The 14759-nt window shown below is 66.6% G+C and carries 15 protein-coding genes; 11 read left to right on the forward strand and 4 right to left on the reverse strand.

Annotated features, from left to right (window positions below; all coding sequences use genetic code 11):
* The first annotated feature begins 58 nt into the window (after positions 1-58).
* A complete protein-coding gene (locus ACTXG9_RS01105) occupies positions 59-973 on the forward strand; it encodes a LysR family transcriptional regulator (protein WP_021202382.1) in 915 nt (304 codons plus the stop codon).
* Entirely contained in the window at positions 973-1845 is an 873-nt protein-coding gene (locus tag ACTXG9_RS01110) for a methylenetetrahydrofolate reductase (RefSeq protein ID WP_329858959.1), read from the forward strand. The genes ACTXG9_RS01105 and ACTXG9_RS01110 overlap by 1 nt, the downstream gene beginning before the upstream one ends.
* A gap of 6 nt (positions 1846-1851) precedes the next feature.
* Here the strand turns inward: ACTXG9_RS01110 and ACTXG9_RS01115 are convergent, their stop codons facing one another.
* A complete protein-coding gene (locus tag ACTXG9_RS01115) occupies positions 1852-3003 on the reverse strand; it encodes a serine hydrolase domain-containing protein (protein ID WP_134734819.1) in 1152 nt (383 codons plus the stop codon).
* A gap of 234 nt (positions 3004-3237) precedes the next feature.
* On the opposite strand from ACTXG9_RS01115, the gene ACTXG9_RS01120 reads away from it, so the two are divergent.
* Together ACTXG9_RS01120 and ACTXG9_RS01125 are read left to right on the forward strand one after the other, a co-directional pair.
* Complete coding sequence (locus tag ACTXG9_RS01120) at positions 3238-3765, forward strand: DUF6622 family protein (RefSeq protein WP_197575022.1); 528 nt, start codon at positions 3238-3240, stop codon at positions 3763-3765.
* Positions 3766-3873: 108 nt separating this feature from the next.
* Positions 3874-4254 carry a hypothetical protein gene (locus ACTXG9_RS01125; protein WP_019337724.1) on the forward strand — a complete coding sequence of 127 codons (381 nt, stop codon included), beginning with the start codon at positions 3874-3876 and terminating at the stop codon, positions 4252-4254.
* Between the two features lie 61 nt (positions 4255-4315).
* On the opposite strand, the gene ACTXG9_RS01130 is transcribed toward ACTXG9_RS01125, so the two are convergent.
* Positions 4316-5218, reverse strand: a complete 903-nt coding sequence (locus tag ACTXG9_RS01130; RefSeq protein WP_456115484.1) for a LysR substrate-binding domain-containing protein — start codon at positions 5216-5218, stop codon at positions 4316-4318.
* A gap of 109 nt (positions 5219-5327) precedes the next feature.
* Here ACTXG9_RS01130 and ACTXG9_RS01135 point away from each other — a divergent pair, with 109 nt between their 5' ends.
* The 5 genes from ACTXG9_RS01135 (at position 5328) to ACTXG9_RS01155 (ending at position 10758) form a co-directional block, all read left to right on the forward strand.
* Positions 5328-6449, forward strand: a complete 1122-nt coding sequence (locus ACTXG9_RS01135; RefSeq protein WP_019659747.1) for a 4-oxalomesaconate tautomerase — start codon at positions 5328-5330, stop codon at positions 6447-6449.
* A gap of 75 nt (positions 6450-6524) precedes the next feature.
* Entirely contained in the window at positions 6525-7583 is a 1059-nt protein-coding gene (locus tag ACTXG9_RS01140) for an ABC transporter substrate-binding protein (protein ID WP_111098466.1), read from the forward strand.
* A gap of 13 nt (positions 7584-7596) precedes the next feature.
* Positions 7597-8430, forward strand: coding sequence for an ABC transporter ATP-binding protein (locus ACTXG9_RS01145; RefSeq protein WP_134729225.1), 834 nt, complete (start codon positions 7597-7599; stop codon positions 8428-8430).
* Positions 8414-9190, forward strand: a complete 777-nt coding sequence (locus tag ACTXG9_RS01150; RefSeq protein WP_005409726.1) for an ABC transporter permease — start codon at positions 8414-8416, stop codon at positions 9188-9190. Before ACTXG9_RS01145 ends, ACTXG9_RS01150 begins: the two co-directional genes overlap by 17 nt.
* Before the next feature lie 134 nt (positions 9191-9324).
* Positions 9325-10758: a porin gene (locus ACTXG9_RS01155; RefSeq protein ID WP_197575026.1), complete on the forward strand. Its 1434-nt coding sequence runs from the start codon at positions 9325-9327 to the stop codon at positions 10756-10758.
* A gap of 25 nt (positions 10759-10783) precedes the next feature.
* Here ACTXG9_RS01155 and ACTXG9_RS01160 read toward each other — a convergent pair whose 3' ends face one another.
* Positions 10784-12031: an arsenic transporter gene (locus tag ACTXG9_RS01160; protein WP_188249889.1), complete on the reverse strand. Its 1248-nt coding sequence runs from the start codon at positions 12029-12031 to the stop codon at positions 10784-10786.
* A gap of 294 nt (positions 12032-12325) precedes the next feature.
* Here ACTXG9_RS01160 and ACTXG9_RS01165 point away from each other — a divergent pair, with 294 nt between their 5' ends.
* Both ACTXG9_RS01165 and ACTXG9_RS01170 read left to right on the forward strand, forming a co-directional pair.
* Positions 12326-13507 (forward strand): serine hydrolase domain-containing protein, encoded by a 1182-nt coding sequence (locus ACTXG9_RS01165; protein WP_456115491.1) that lies wholly within the window; start codon positions 12326-12328, stop codon positions 13505-13507.
* Positions 13508-13613: 106 nt separating this feature from the next.
* Positions 13614-13826, forward strand: a complete 213-nt coding sequence (locus tag ACTXG9_RS01170; protein ID WP_010485683.1) for a hypothetical protein — start codon at positions 13614-13616, stop codon at positions 13824-13826.
* A gap of 96 nt (positions 13827-13922) precedes the next feature.
* Here the strand turns inward: ACTXG9_RS01170 and ACTXG9_RS01175 are convergent, their stop codons facing one another.
* The gene (locus ACTXG9_RS01175) at positions 13923-14483 is read right to left on the reverse strand and encodes a fasciclin domain-containing protein (RefSeq protein ID WP_111101944.1); all 561 of its coding nucleotides are present in this window, start codon (positions 14481-14483) and stop codon (positions 13923-13925) included.
* Positions 14484-14759 lie beyond the last annotated feature (276 nt).

The raw sequence follows: 14759 nt of genomic DNA on the forward strand, positions 1-14759 counted from the left end.
GCCTTTCCATGACGTAAAATGGTATTACTTCACCTATCCATGAGTGAGATTCATCGTCATGCTGGAGCGCATCCACCTCAGCATCGTGCAGCAGGTCGAGCAGCAGGGCTCGCTCACCGCCGCCGCCGGCGTGCTCAACCTGACCCAGTCGGCGCTCAGCCACAGCATGAAGAAGCTGGAGCAGCAGCTGGGTACCGAGGTCTGGCTGCGTGAGGGTCGCAGCCTGCGGCTGACCCAGGCCGGACAGTACCTGCTGGCAGTGGCCAACCGGGTGCTGCCGCAGCTGGACCTGGCCGAGGAGCGCCTGCGCCAGTTCGCGCAGGGCGAGCGTGGCGCGCTGCGCATCGGCATGGAGTGCCATCCCTGCTACCAGTGGCTGCTGAAGATTGTCTCGCCCTACCTGGCGGCATGGCCGGACGTGGATGTGGACGTCAAGCAGAAGTTCCAGTTCGGCGGTATCGGCGCATTGTTCGGCTACGAGATCGACCTGCTGGTTACCCCCGACCCGCTGCTGAAGCCGGGCCTGAAGTTCATTCCCGTGTTCGACTACGAACAGGTGCTGGTGGTGGCCGGGAACCATGCCCTGGCCAAGGTGGACCACGTAAAACCGCGCCAGCTCGGCCAGGAAGTGCTGATCAGTTATCCGGTGCCGTTCGAGCGCCTGGACATCTACAACCAGTTCCTGCTGCCGGCCGGCATCACGCCGCGGCGCCACAAGGCCATCGAAACCACCGACATCATGATGCAGATGGTGGCCAGCGGCCGCGGCGTGGCTGCCATGCCGCGCTGGCTGGTGGAGGAGTACGCCACGCGCATGGACGTGGTGCCCGTGCGCCTGGGCGCCAAGGGCATCCCCAAGCAGATCTACCTGGGCGCGCGCGAGGCCGATACCGGTATCGACTACCTGCAGGCCTTCATCGAACTGGCCCGCAACAGCTCGCCGCTTGCCGGCAATGCACGCGAGGCGCGCTGATGCCGGCCGGTACCTCAGCGCACGCGGAAGCCTTCATCAACGCCTTTTCACTGGAAGTCAGCGCGAAGGCCATGCCCGCGCTGCGCGCCGAGGCGGATCGGATCCCGCGCGGTACGGTCATCTCCATTCCCTGGCTGGCCAGCGAGGATGACGACGCCCGCCTGGCCGCCGTGCGCACCGTGCGCGCGCTCGGATTCGAGCCGATGCCGCATCTCTCCGCGCGGCGCATCGGGTCACGCACAGCGCTTGAACGCTTCCTGGAGCGCGCCACCAGCGAAGCCGGGGTGGAGCGCTGCCTGCTGATCGCCGGTGACCTCGCGACGCCTGCCGGGCCGTTTGCCGACAGTGCTTCGATCATCGAGACCGGGCGTCTTGAGCGTTTCGGCATCAAGGTCGTAGGTATCGGCGGGCATCCGGAAGGCCATCCGGCGATGAGCGGCGACGCTCGCTGGCAGGTACTCGAACGCAAGTGCCAGGCCATCGAAGCGCGCCGCATGGCGCCTGTGATCGTCACCCAGTTCGCCTTCGATGCCGATGCCGTGCTGGCCTGGCTGGATGCACTGCGCGCGCGCGGCATCAGCGTTCCGGTGCTGGTCGGCGTGCCGGGCCCGGCCAGCGTCTCTCGCCTGCTGCGCTACGCCGCGATGTGCGGCGTAGGCGCCAGTGCATCGATGCTGGCCCGGTATGGCATCTCGATCGGCCGGCTGCTCGGCACGGCAGGGCCGGAGGTGTTCGTCGATCGCCTGGTGAAGGGGCTGACCCGCGCCCATGGCCAGGTCAGCCCGCATTTCTTCCCGTTCGGCGGTGTTGCGCCGTCGCTGGAGTGGGTGGCGCAGTACCGGCGGCGCATTTCCATCAGCCAGCGCCGATGATCTGCGTCATGGCATGGATCGCGTTGTCCGGGTGCCGGCTTGATCCAGCGAAGTCGCCGGCCTGGAAAGCCTCCCATTGCAGCGACGCATGCCCAGGTCGAGGCGCTCTGCAATGCCCTGCGGGTTGATGTCTCCGGCGCGATTGATCAGTACGACGAGCGTTCTTCGATCGGTGGGACGGTGCCGGAGATACCCGGTAAAGCCTGCGGTCCCGCCGCCATGGCCGACTACCTTTCCGCCATCGGAAACTTCCCAGCCGGCCCCCCAGCCCGCCTTGCTGCCATTGGCGAGGAGTGTGTCGCACCACATCCGCTTCAGGGCCGCCTCGGGCAACAGTCGATGCTGGTCCAGCGCCACAGCAAAGCGCGCCATGTCGTCGATGCTGGCGAGCAGGCCGCCGGCGGCCCATGCCGAGCCCGGAGCAGTGGGCGGTGGTGCGCGCCAGTGGCCATCCTGGAACAGATGCCCCTGGGCAATCCGGCGCCGATCGTCTGCACGACGCGGTCCCGCATCGCGCATGCCCAGCGGCGACAGTATCTCCTCCTGCAGAACCCGCCAGTAGTCCATGCCGGTTGCATGCTCTATGGCCAGGCCGAGCAGGATGTAGTTCGTATTGGAATAGGCGTGCCGCGCACCGGGCGCAAACGCCAGCGGCCGCTCGGCCACCTCTGCGAGCAATCCACGGGGGGCTGGATTCGTCGGCATCAACCGCAGGAAATTTTCTTCATTCAGATAGTTGGGAATGCCTGAGGTATGGCTCAGCAGCTGCAGCAGCGAAGTGGATGCCCATGCGGAAGGCAACCCTTCCACGTACTGGCCGATGGGCGCGGTGACGTCGAGCAGATGCCGCTGCTGGAGCCGGAAAATCAGCAGGGCCGTGAACAGCTTGGTGATCGACCCCAGTTCGAACACGGTATGGCGATCAATCGGTGCAGGCCGGGTGTCATTGAGCCGCCCGGTCGTGCACAGCGCGGCAATGCGCCCGTGATCGACCAGAACGGCCGCCATGCCAGGCTGCCGTTCGGCCTGCAGCAATGCGGTCAGCGAACCGCATCCCGCCAACGTCGCCCGGCTCGCCAGCGCCGACGGTGCTGACAGGCCGAAGCCAGTGGCCAGCAGCGCCGCACACAGGCGACGTCGAACAGGGTCGTGGTACATGCACGTGGCTCGCAGCGGCGTCGTGGTGATGGTAGCGCGGACTGAGGGCCGGCCCGCGCAGGGTGCACCGGGTGAATCCACCCCGACAGCTGCCGGGGACGCGCAGCATGCCGGCGGGTCATCCGCGATGGCTGACAGCTGTCACTGGCTGCAACCCGGGCGGAAGCGAATAGTGAGCGCCAATGCGAGGGCACCTCGCCACCACTCAGCCACCACTCATCAAGGGGACCGCTCATGAACATGCTCCAGCAACTCGCCTCGCAGACGCCGGTCTGGGTCTGGCTGCTCCTGGCCTTCCTGGTCACCCGTGGCATCGCCGCCATGAAGCCTGCAGAAACCTCGCTGCACAAACTGGCGGTCGTGCCCGCGCTGTTCGCCGTCTGGGGTGCGTGGTCGGTCAGCCATCGCTTCGGCGCGTCGCTGAGCGCCTTCGGCGAATGGCTGGCCGGCATCGCCACGGGCGCGACGCTTGCCTGGCTGCTGCTGAGTCGATTGAAGCTGACGCTGGATCGCAGCACCGGCAAGCTCTGGCGCAGCGCGGACTTCAGCCTGCTGCCGCTGCTGCTGGTCACCTTCCTGGTGAAGTACGGCTTCGAAGTCGCATTTGCGGTGTCGCCGTCGCTGACCGCCCATGCCGGTTTCCGTGCGGCCTACCTGCTGCTGACGGGCGGGTTCACTGGCATCTTCGTCGGCAAGTACGCCCGGTACCTGGCCTCGCTGCGGGTGGATGCGGCAGGCAAGGGGCTGGAAACCGCAGGCTGATCGCCCGGGTAGTGCCGGCCGCTGGCCGGCTTCCCCATGCAGCGTTGCGCGGGGCTGGCGCAGGCGTCACGATGCCCGCCACTGGCCAACACCGGAAACGCTGACGTCATGAAGACCACATCCTGGTTCTGGATCAACGTGGCCAGTCACTTCGGCATTGTCGCAGCCCTGGCTTGGCTGCCCGCACGGTGGACGGGGCAACTTGTGGAAGCCCTGGCCGGGACTCAGCCGGCTATCGGCGACACCCGCCATCTGGCCTTCATAGGCTCCATGTTCGGCTTCTGCGTGACCGCACTGATCCTGATGGGGGTGTTGACTGTCACCGGCGAACTGCTGGGTTTCTCCAGGCCCTATGCGCGACGGTCGGAGGCCCAGAACGAAGCGCAGGCCGTCCACCGGAAGGTACTGCTGACTGCATTCGCCACGCTCTCATGGGTGGCCGTGGGATCGCTTGCAGGTATTGCGTCGATCTTCGCGGCCTCGTCATGAAGGGCGACCCTGTCAGCGCCCCGTGTGCCGGAACGGATGGGTGCGTGAACTGCGGGATTGCTCACGCCTCCCCACGCCACTGGCTCATCAGCATCTGCAGGAATCGCTCCGCCGTGGGCGAGAGCAGGGCGCCGCGGCGGCGGACGATGCCGATCGTGCGCGACACCACCGGGTTGCCGATCGCGCGCGTCACCAGGGTGGGGTGATCCCCATCTGGCGTGGCCATCTTCGGTAGCACCGACACCCCGATGCCCGCCTCGACCATGCCCAGTGACGTCGACAGGTGGGTCACTTCGTAGTGCCAGCTCAACTTGAGGTTCTCTCGCGCCAGCGCGCCGTCCAGCAGCGTGCGGTTGCCGCTGGTGCGATGCACGGTGATCAACTGGTGCTCGGCCAAGTCGGCCCATTCCACCTTGCGCTTGCGCGCCAGCGGATGATCGCGACGGCACGCCAGCACGAACGGGTCCTCTGCCAGTACGTCGAAATCGAGATTCGGATCGTTGGCGCCCATGAAGTTGATGCCGAACTCGACTTCGCCACGTTCCACTGCCTGCAGACCCTCCGTGGCCGGGATATCCAGGATGCGGAAGCGCACGTTCGGGTGCGCTTCATGGAAACGCGCCATCACGCTGGGCAGGAAGTAGAACGCCGCCGTCGGCAGGCAGGCGATGGTCACTGTCGCGCCGCGGGTGTCTTCGCGGCTGCGCAGCGAGAACAGTGATCCATCGAATTCCTCCAGCATGCGGCGCACCAGCGGCAGCAGGTTCTCGCCGACAGCGGTGGTACTGACGCTGCGCGTGGTGCGCTCCAGCAGCGGCGAACCCACCGCCTGCTCCAGTTTCTGGATCCGGCGGCTGAGTGCCGGCTGGGAGACGTGAAGGATTTCCGCGGCCCGATGAAAGCTGCGTGTCTCCGACACCAGCAGGAACGCACGCAGATCGAGGATTTCGCAATTGATGCTCATCAGGTATCAATCATCCAAAAATCAGCAATTCACAGATCAATTGGGGTCATGCCAGTATCGAATCACAGAGGGCTCATTCATCCCCTATACGCATCAATCTAGCACACGTATGTCCAACGATCTGCTCAGCATTCCCTGCGTGCTCATGCGCGGCGGCACCTCCAAGGGCCCGTTCTTCCTGGCCAGCGACCTGCCGGCGGACACCGCCGAACGCGATCGCCTGCTGCTGGAAGTGATGGGCTCGGGACATCCGCTGCAGATCGACGGCATCGGCGGTGGCAACGCGCTGACCAGCAAGGTGGCGATCATCGACCGCTCCAGCCGCCCGGACGCCGATGTCGACTACCTGTTCGCCCAGGTACGGGTCGAGCAGCAAGTGGTGGATACCTCGCCCAACTGCGGCAACATGCTGGCGGCCGTAGGCCCGTATGCCATCGAGCGCGGGCTGGTGCAGGCGCAGGATCCGCAGACCGAAGTGCGCATCCACAACGTCAACACCGGCAAGTTGATCATCGCCACGGTGGAAACGCCGGGCGGCAATGTGGCCTACCGCGGTGATACGCGCATTGCCGGCGCGCCGGGCTCAGCCGCGCCGGTCAGGCTGTCCTTCCTTGATGCGGCAGGCGCCCGCACCGGCAAGCTGCTGCCCAGCGGGCATGCGCAGGAAACCATCAATGGCGTGCCGGCCAGCCTGGTGGACTGCGCCATGCCGATGATGCTGGTGCGTGCCGAAGACCTGGGCGTGCGCGGTGATGCCTCGCCCGCCGAACTGAACGCGGACGCGGCGTTCATGCGCCGGCTGGAAGCGCTGCGCATCGAGGCGGGCGCCCGCATGGGCATCGCCGACGCCGGCAACAAGGTCATTCCCAAGCCGGTGCTGCTGTCGGCGCCGCAACAGGGCGGCGATCTGCAGGTGCGCTATTTCATGCCGCACCAATGCCACACCGCACTGGCCATTACCGGCGCGGTCGGCCTGGCCACCGCCGCCGTCACGCCGGGCACGCTGGCCCACACTTTGGTCGGATGCCGGTCCGTTCCCGGCAGCATTACCCTCGAACATCCGAGTGGGGCCCTGGAGGTGGGCCTCAGTCGCAGCTCGGGCGATTCGCCGGTGATTGCCAGCGTGGTCCGCACCGCACGCCGCTTGTTCGAGGGGCGCGTGTACGCGACTTCGCCCGCGCCCGCCACGGCCAGTGCCACCCAAGCCCGCCAATGGACGTCAGCGGCATGATCTGAACCCGGACGGGCCTGCGTAGACGCGCATGCCCGCCATTACAACGTAGATGCTTCACTCCTGGGAGGGATGATGTACAAGCAGTTCTTGATGGCCGCGCTGTGCGTGGCCGGGCTGGCCGCGGCCGGATGCAGCAACAGCGGGCGCGTGGAAGGCGCGGCCGCCGGCAGCAGCGACAACGCACCGGTGCGCATCAGCGTCGGCTCCTACAACCTCAACAACCTGCCGTTCTTCATTGCCGACGCCAAGGGCTACTTCAAGGACGTCGGCCTGCAGGTGAAGACCGAGAACTTCGCCCAGGGCGGCTCCAAGGTGCTGCAGGCGCTGGTGGCCAATTCCACCGACGTAGCCGTCGGCTTCTACGACCACACCATCCAGATGCAGGCCAAGGGCAAGGACGTGGTGGCCTTCGTACTGCTCTCGCGCAACTCCGGCCTGGTGATGGCCGGCCGCGAGGATGCCACCTTCGATCCGGCGCGCCCGGAGACCATCAAGGGCCAGAAGGTCGGGATCACCGCACCGGGCTCCTCGTCCGACTTCTTCGTCCGTCACTTCCTCGCCCAGCACGATATTCCGGCCGACAGCATCTCATTGATCGGGGTCGGCTCGGGCGCCGCAGCAGTGGCCGCGCTGGAGCAGGGCAAGATCGACCTGCTGGTCAACTATGATCCCGCCGCCACCCTGATCACCGAGCGCAAGGTCGGCAGGATCCTCCTCGACGCGCGCAGCGATGACGGCGCCCGCCAGGTCTATGGCGGCCTGTACCCGACCTCGGTGATGTACGCCAACCAGAGCTTCCTGGACAAGCGCCCCGAAGCGGCCGAGAAGATCGCCCGCGCCGAGCAGATGGCCTTGAAGTTCATCGCCGACAACAGTGCTGAAGACATCGTCGCTGCGCTGCCGGACAGCTACGTCTCCGGTGACCGCGCCACCTATGCCCGCGCAGTGGAGAACGCGCGCGCGATCTTCACCCGGGACGGTCACTTCACGCCTGCCGATCTGGAAACACCGCTGAAGGTGCTGCGTGAGTTCAACACGGATGTCGCCAAGGCCGATATCGATCTGTCCCGGACCTACACCAATGCCTTCGTCGAGCGTGCCAACGCTGCGGCGCCGGCTGCCCAACCGTAAGCGGAGGTAACCCATGGCCCTCAATGCCACCGTGCGCCAGTTCAATGGCGCGCCGCAGCTGGAGCCTGCACAGACCATGGTCGCCATCAACAAGGTGACCATGTCCTTCGGCGAATTCACCGCCGTACGCGATGTCGACATCCAGGTGGGTGACGGCGAGTTCCTTGCCATCGTCGGGCCGACCGGCTGCGGCAAGAGCACCATCCTCAATTCCGTGGCGGGCCTGCTGAAGCCGTCGTCGGGCCAGGTCAGCATCGATGGCCGTGCCGTCAGCGGCGTGCAGGAGTCGGTCGGCTACCTGTTCCAGCAGGACGCGCTGCTGCCGTGGAAGACCGCGTACCAGAATGTTGAACTCGGCCTGCGCTTCCGTGGTGTGCCCGAGGCCCAACGCAAGGCCAAGGCCAACGCTTGGCTGGCCAAGGTCGGCCTGGCCGGCTTCGAGCATCGCTACCCGCACCAGCTGTCCGGTGGCCAGCGCAAGCGCGTGCAGATGGCCCAGGCGTTGATCGTCGAGCCGAAGGTGATCCTGATGGATGAGCCGTTCTCGGCGCTGGACATCCATACCCGCCACCTCATGCAGAACGAGCTGCTGCGGTTGTGGCAGGAAGACCGGCGCTCGGTGATCCTGATCACCCACGACCTGGAAGAAGCGATCGCCCTGGGCGACCGCGTGGTGGTGCTGTCCTCCGGCCCGGCCAGCCGCGTGGTGCGCAGTTTCGATGTGGATCTGGAACGGCCGAGGAACGTGGCCGAGATCAAGCTGGATGACCGTTTCACCGACCTGTACCGCGACATCTGGGCCTGCCTGCGCGGCGAAGTGGAGAAGAGCTATGCACGCCAAGACTGACAAATTCATCCAGCTCGCGCTGGTGGTTGCCGTGTTCGGTGGCTGGGAAGGCGGCATCGCGCTGGGCGTGATCGATCCGTTCTTCTTCCCATCGCCAACCGCCATCGTGCAGCAGGCCTGGACCTGGCTGTCCGATACGTCGTTCTATCAGCATGTCTACATCACGCTGACCGAAACCGCGCTGGGCTACATCATCGGCACCGGCCTGGGTGTGGCCGGCGGTGTCTGGCTCGGCCTGAGCCGCCGCTCGGCGCGCATCCTCGATCCCTTCATCAAGGGCTTCAACGCAATTCCGCGCGTAGTGCTGGCGCCGATTTTCGTGTTGTGGCTGGGGCTGGGCCTGTGGTCGAAGGTGGCGCTGGCGGTCACCCTGGTGTTCTTCACCACGTTCTTCAATGCCATGCAGGGCGTGCGCGAGGTGAATCCGGTGGTGCTGGCCAATGCCCGCATCCTGGGCGCAAGCCGCAGCGACCTGCTGCGCCATGTCTACTTCCCCGCAGCGGCGAGCTGGATCCTGTCCTCGCTGCGCACCTCGGTGGGTTTCGCGGTGGTCGGCGCGATCATCGGTGAGTACCTCGGGGCCTCGGCGGGCCTGGGTTACCTGATCGCGCAGGCCGAGGGCAACTTCAATGCCGTGGGTGTGTTCGCCGGCATCATCATCCTGGCCGCCTTCGTGCTGGTCATCGACGCGCTGCTGGACGTGGTCGAGAACAAGCTGATCACCTGGCGTCCCAACGCGCAGGCACAGGCCACCAGCTGAACCGGCCGCGCTGAGCCGGCCCGCCGCGCCGCCGGACCGATCCGGCGGCGTGCGCTTCCTCCCCCGATCTTCCCCCGCACCACCGCAACAGGCCAGCGCCGGGCCAGGGGGCCGGCTGGCCGGAGAGAGAGCCCATGAACCCTTCCACCGTGCTGCCGCTGGCAGCGCTGCCGGTCGCGCTCGGCCTGCTGTTGGCCAGTGGCCATGCCGACGCACAGTCCCCGTCCTCGCTGCCCGCGCCGCTGAGCCAGGCTGAGCTGTCACGCCTGGTGCAGCAGCAGGCACTGCAGATCCAGCAGTTGGAGGCGCGCCTGCGTGCCGTGGAGGGCGGGCAGGGCAGTGCGGGCGCACCGTCAACGCCGCCCCCGCCTGCGCTGGAAACGCGGGTGGCCGCACTGGAAACCAGCCAGTCCAGACTGCCGAAGGTCTCCTGGGCCAAGGGTGCGCCGGAGTTCAGCAGTGCCGATGGCGCCGTGGCGTTCCGTCCGCGCGGACGCCTGTTCGTCGACGCATCCAGCACCGACGGATCCTCAGTGAGTGACCGCAATATCTCCGGTACCGAGATCCGCTCGGTGCGGCTGGGCGCCGAAGGCCGCTACGGTATCCTCGGCTGGGCGGTGGAAGGTGACTTCGCCGACAACGCGGTGGCGTGGAAGTCGGTCTACGCCACCGTGGACCACCGCCTGTTCGGGCTGCCGGCCGACCTGACCGTGGGCAACCGCCTCAACGACCGGGGTATCGACGGCTCCAGCAGCACGTCCAACACGCCGTTCCAGGACCGCAACGTGGTCGGCACGCTGATGCTGCCGCAGCGCGGCCTGTTCGGTGTCGGGCTCACCGAGCGGGTGTATGGAAAGGGCTGGCATGCCAGCCTGTCGGTAGCCGGCAACGACCTCAACAACGCCGGCACCGACAACGACAGCCAGACCTGGGCCACCCGCGTCCACTGGAATCCGCTGGACACTGCCGACGCCACGGTGCATCTGGGCGCATGGGCCTTCCACGAGAAGATTCCCACCGGGGCCACCGGCGTGGTGCGCAGTTCGGCCATCGCGGGGCATTTCAACGATCTGGTCAGGATCACACCGGGCACGCTGGTGGGCGCCGAGCGCAGCACCGCCTACGGTGCGGAACTGGCCGGCTTTCTCGGCCCAGCGTGGGCAACCGGCGAGTGGGGTACGCGAAGCCTGCGCGGGGCCGATGCCGGCGGGCGCTATGATCGCGACCACGAGGCGTGGGCGATCTCCGCTGGCTGGTTCCTGGCGGGCGCGCTGCCGTCCTACTCGGGCAAGGCCGGCACGTGGGGCAAGGTAAAGGTGGCCGATCCGGTGACGCGCGGCGGCAGTGGCGCGTGGGAGCTGAAGGGCCGCTATGAGGACGTGGACTATGCCGAACTGCCCAGTGGTGGTACCGGCCACGCGTGGACACTGGGCGCGAACTGGTACCTCAACGATTTCAGCCGGGTGATGTTCGAAGCCGTGCGCTGGCAGACCCGCCACCGCAGCGGCAGTGCTGCGGGCAGGGATGAAGGCACCACCTTCAATACCCGTCTGCAGTTGGCCTTCTAGGGCCGGGCCGCCGCCTGCATTCTGGTCACAGCAGCAACAACGCAGCGATGAGTGCAGGCGGCATCACCAGCGCGCCGACGCGCAGGAAGTCGAGCGCGCTGACATGCTCGCCCTCGCGGCGCAGCGCCACCAGCCACAGCATCGTCGCCAGCGAACCGGTGACCGACAGGTTGGGTCCCAGATCCACGCCGACCAGCAATGCGGCACGGGTCTGCGCGGGCAGGTCGGCCATCTGGCCCAGCGAACCGGCGGCCAGGCCGACCGGCAGATTGTTGGCTACGTTGCTCAGCAGCGCGGCCGCGCCACCGGCCAGCCAGCTGGCCTGGCGGGGAGATGCCTGCGCCACGGCCTGCAGTGCGCTGGCCGCGCTCTGGATGACACCGGTCTGTGCCACCGCTTCCACCAGCACGAACAGTCCCGCCACCAGCGGCAGCACGCCCCAGGACACGTGGCGCAGCAGTGGCAGCGGGCTGCGCCGCTGGCGGATCGCCACCACCGCCACACTCAGCGTGCCCGCGCAGAACGTGGTCAGGCCCAATGGCCCGTTCAAGGCGGACGTGACCAGCAACACGGTGCCGGTGAACAGCACGCCCAGTGCGCTCAGCCGGCCGCCGTCGGTCAACGGGCGATGTGCCGGCGCGGCAACCAGCGGCTGGGCGATCTCGCGCCGGTGCACCCAGCGCAGGACCAGGTAGGTGGCACCGATCGCCGCTGCCGACGGCAGCGCGAACTGCGCCAGCCACTGCAGCAGCGGCGGCATGTGCTGGCCGTACACCACCAGGTTGGCCGGATTGGAAATGGGCAGCACGAAGCTGGCCGCATTGGCAATGAATGCACAGACGAACAGGTAGGGCAGGGGATTGGCGCGCGCCGCCTTGCAGGCGGCGTAGACCGCCGGGGTCAACACCACGGCCGTTGCATCGTTGGACAGGAACACCGTCACCAGCGTGCCGACCAGGAATACCAGGTCGAACAGGCGTCGCCCCGATCCGCCCGCATGCCGGACCGCGTACAACGCCACCCAATCGAACAGGCCTTCGCGCCGCGCCAGTTCGGCCAGCATCATCATGCCGACCAGGAAGAGGTAGACGTCGCGGCCTTCGGTCACCGCGCCCCATGCGGTGTGCAGCGACACCGCGCCCAGCAACGGCAACAGGGCGGCAGCGCCCAACGCCCACACATATTCGGGGATGCGGAAAGGACGGAAGAGCAGGCCGATGGTGGCAACGGCGACCGCTGCCCAGATCACGAGGGGGGCTTGGGGGGCGAGCATGGAGTGGGGCTTCAGCGGCACCTTCAGCGACCCCGGCGCAGGGGGGCCTGGCGCGCGCGATCAGCGGATGGGCGGCCGCTGCAATCATCGCAGGTTCCGGGGTCGCCGCATCATACCGTGCGGCGCGGCATGGCGACCGCTGCAGTCGACCGCGCTGCAGGTGGGCCGGGGCGGCGCCAGCCCACCTTCAGCACTCAAGCACGGCATGACTTCAGGCACTGCAGTGTGACTACACATGTAGGCAAGCTGCACACACACTCATTGGACGAGATTGCGATGCCAAGATCCTGCTGGTTGTCCTGCGCCCTGGCCCTGGTGTTCGGCATCGCCGGGCCCACCCAAGCGGCGACGCGTGCCGAAGCCCTTGCCGCGATCGAGCGCAACGCGCGCGGCGCGCATTCCGATGCGGTCCTGGTGATGCACGACCGGGAGACGCTGCTTGAGCTGAAGCCCGCCGCCGGGCAGGAATCCGTTCACCTGATGTCGGCCACCAAGTCGGTCGTCGCGCTGGCCATTGCGTTGCTGCTGGACGAAGGAAAGCTGGCTTCGATCGATACGCCGGTCAGCCAGATCTATCCCGAATGGAAGCAGGGCAGGAAGCGCGCCATTACCGTGCGCATGCTGCTGGACCATACCTCGGGCCTGCAGAACGTGGCGAACGCGGGCGAAGAGCTGGAAGGGGCCCCGGACCTGGTCAGGCTGGCACTGGCCGCCGAGCTGAGCGATGCCCCGGGTGCCGTGTTCTCCTACAACAACAAGGCCACCAACCTGCTGCCCGGTATTGTCGAGCGCCTGGCAGGCGAGCCGCTGGATGCCTATCTGGACGCGCGCCTGTTCAAGCCCCTGGGCATTGCCCACTACACCTGGATGAAGGATGAGGCAGGCACCCCGCTGGGCATGGCCGGGCTGTCCCTGCGCGCGGCCGATCTTGCCGCCATCGGGCAACTGTTGCTGGACGGAGGCGTGGCGCCGGATGGCAAACGTCTCCTGAGTGAGCAGTCGGTCGCGTTGATGACGACCGAAAGCGCCCGTGCGCCAGATGTTGGGCTGCTGTGGTGGCGGATACCGGCCTGGGAACGCTACCAGCTCAAGCCCCGGCTACGGGATCTGCTGGTGAAAAGGGGCGTGGACGACGACGTACAGCGCGCACTGCAGGCCAGCGCAGGGCGAGTATTCGAAAGCCGCAGCACGCTGGTCGCCTTCCTCGCCGATCAACTGGGCGCGGACTGGTCCCAGCGCTACGGCAGCCAGATCTCCGCGCGAGGGCTGAAGCTTGCCGATCTCTACGACATCACACGGGGGCCGGTCGTCGGCTTTGCCGCCAACGGCTACCTGGGCCAATACCTGATGATCGTTCCGGAACAGCGTGTCGTCGCAGTGCGCCTGATCCACCGGCGCGAGAGCCACAACGCTCCACAGGACGACTATCCCTCCTTCTTCGCCGATGTCCTGCAGTTGGCGCGGACACTGCAATAGGCCCTGTCGTCATCATGTCCACACGCGCTGAACATCTTCCTGGAGCGTTCTTCACTGTCGTGCTGCCTAAAGTGGGATGACATCTTGGCCGCACACCTACTGAAGCATGTTTGATTATCAGGACTGGACCTTCCACGCCAATGGCCGAACGGTAGTGGCGCGGGTAGCGCTGGACGGTGAAGGTGGCGGCACCATCAACCGCTACCAGCTGGTGCCGGGACCGGCACAGTCGGGGTTGTGCATCAAGGTCGCCTCCCAGGACGAGGCCGCGCAGAAACTGGAGGCCGAAGTGACGAAGCTGCTGGGACCGGTGTGGTAGCCACTACGCCATGCCGGCCGCGCATCCGCATGTTGACGGCGGCATGACCGGCCCGGGCAACGGGCATCGCGCCGGATGCCCGTTGCATGAGGACGCCTACTTGGGCATCAGCACGGTGTCGACCACGTGGATGACGCCGTTGGACTGGCTGACATCTGCAGTGCTGATGCCTGCCTTGCCACCCTTTGCGTCGATGATCCAGAGCTTGCCATCGTGGAGCGCCACGGTGAGAGGCTCACCCTGCACGGTCTTGAGGGTGGCCTTGCCGCCGTGCTTGCGGGCATCGGCCAGAAGCTGCGCCGAACTGTAGCTGCCCGGGACGACGTGGTAGGTCAGGATCCGGGTCAGCTGTGCCTTGTTTTCCGGCTTCACCAGCGTATCGACAGTGCCTGCAGGCAATTTGTCGAAGGCCGCATTGGTGGGCGCGAAAACAGTGAAGGGCCCGGCGCCGTTGAGGGTGTCGACCAGGCCGGCTGCTTTGACCGCTGCAACGAGGGTGGTGTGATCCTTGGAATTGACGGCGTTCTCGACGATGGTCCTGGTGGGGTACATCTCTGCCCCGCCCACGATGACGGCGTTGGCGGCGAAAACTGAGGAGCCGGACGAAACGAGTAGGGCGAAGCCGACTGCGGCGGCGATGCGCTGAAGAGCGTTCACGGTGCGTTCCTTTCTGGATGACCCGCAAGTGCGGGCATCCTTCCTACGTCGGGTGCGCCTGACCGGATGCAGCAGCAGCCGGGTCATGAGCTGTGCCGCGCGCTGCTGGTTTGCTGCGCTGCATGGTGACAAGCGCGAACCGGGGTGATTACTCTCCGCTGCAACGCGATGGTAGCGCTACCAGTCGGACGGGGATCCAAGGTCCAGGGGCTGCCTTCTTTGCCGCGTGTTTGTCCTGGCAGGCTTGAAAAGCAAGTGTAAGTCGCGGTGTGCCCG

The sequence above is a fragment of the Stenotrophomonas maltophilia group sp. LNF247 genome (assembly GCF_054083135.1).

Coding starts and splice junctions, on each gene's coding strand:
- ACTXG9_RS01130 (WP_456115484.1), bottom strand. CDS start 5,218: ATGAGCATCAATTGCGAAATCCTCGATCTGCGTGCGTTCCTGCTGGTG.
- ACTXG9_RS01115 (WP_134734819.1), bottom strand. CDS start 3,003: ATGTACCACGACCCTGTTCGACGTCGCCTGTGTGCGGCGCTGCTGGCC.
- ACTXG9_RS01170 (WP_010485683.1), top strand. CDS start 13,614: ATGTTTGATTATCAGGACTGGACCTTCCACGCCAATGGCCGAACGGTA.
- ACTXG9_RS01160 (WP_188249889.1), bottom strand. CDS start 12,031: ATGCTCGCCCCCCAAGCCCCCCTCGTGATCTGGGCAGCGGTCGCCGTT.
- ACTXG9_RS01125 (WP_019337724.1), top strand. CDS start 3,874: ATGAAGACCACATCCTGGTTCTGGATCAACGTGGCCAGTCACTTCGGC.
- ACTXG9_RS01110 (WP_329858959.1), top strand. CDS start 973: ATGCCGGCCGGTACCTCAGCGCACGCGGAAGCCTTCATCAACGCCTTT.
- ACTXG9_RS01145 (WP_134729225.1), top strand. CDS start 7,597: ATGGCCCTCAATGCCACCGTGCGCCAGTTCAATGGCGCGCCGCAGCTG.
- ACTXG9_RS01140 (WP_111098466.1), top strand. CDS start 6,525: ATGTACAAGCAGTTCTTGATGGCCGCGCTGTGCGTGGCCGGGCTGGCC.
- ACTXG9_RS01105 (WP_021202382.1), top strand. CDS start 59: ATGCTGGAGCGCATCCACCTCAGCATCGTGCAGCAGGTCGAGCAGCAG.
- ACTXG9_RS01120 (WP_197575022.1), top strand. CDS start 3,238: ATGAACATGCTCCAGCAACTCGCCTCGCAGACGCCGGTCTGGGTCTGG.
- ACTXG9_RS01155 (WP_197575026.1), top strand. CDS start 9,325: ATGAACCCTTCCACCGTGCTGCCGCTGGCAGCGCTGCCGGTCGCGCTC.
- ACTXG9_RS01150 (WP_005409726.1), top strand. CDS start 8,414: ATGCACGCCAAGACTGACAAATTCATCCAGCTCGCGCTGGTGGTTGCC.
- ACTXG9_RS01135 (WP_019659747.1), top strand. CDS start 5,328: ATGTCCAACGATCTGCTCAGCATTCCCTGCGTGCTCATGCGCGGCGGC.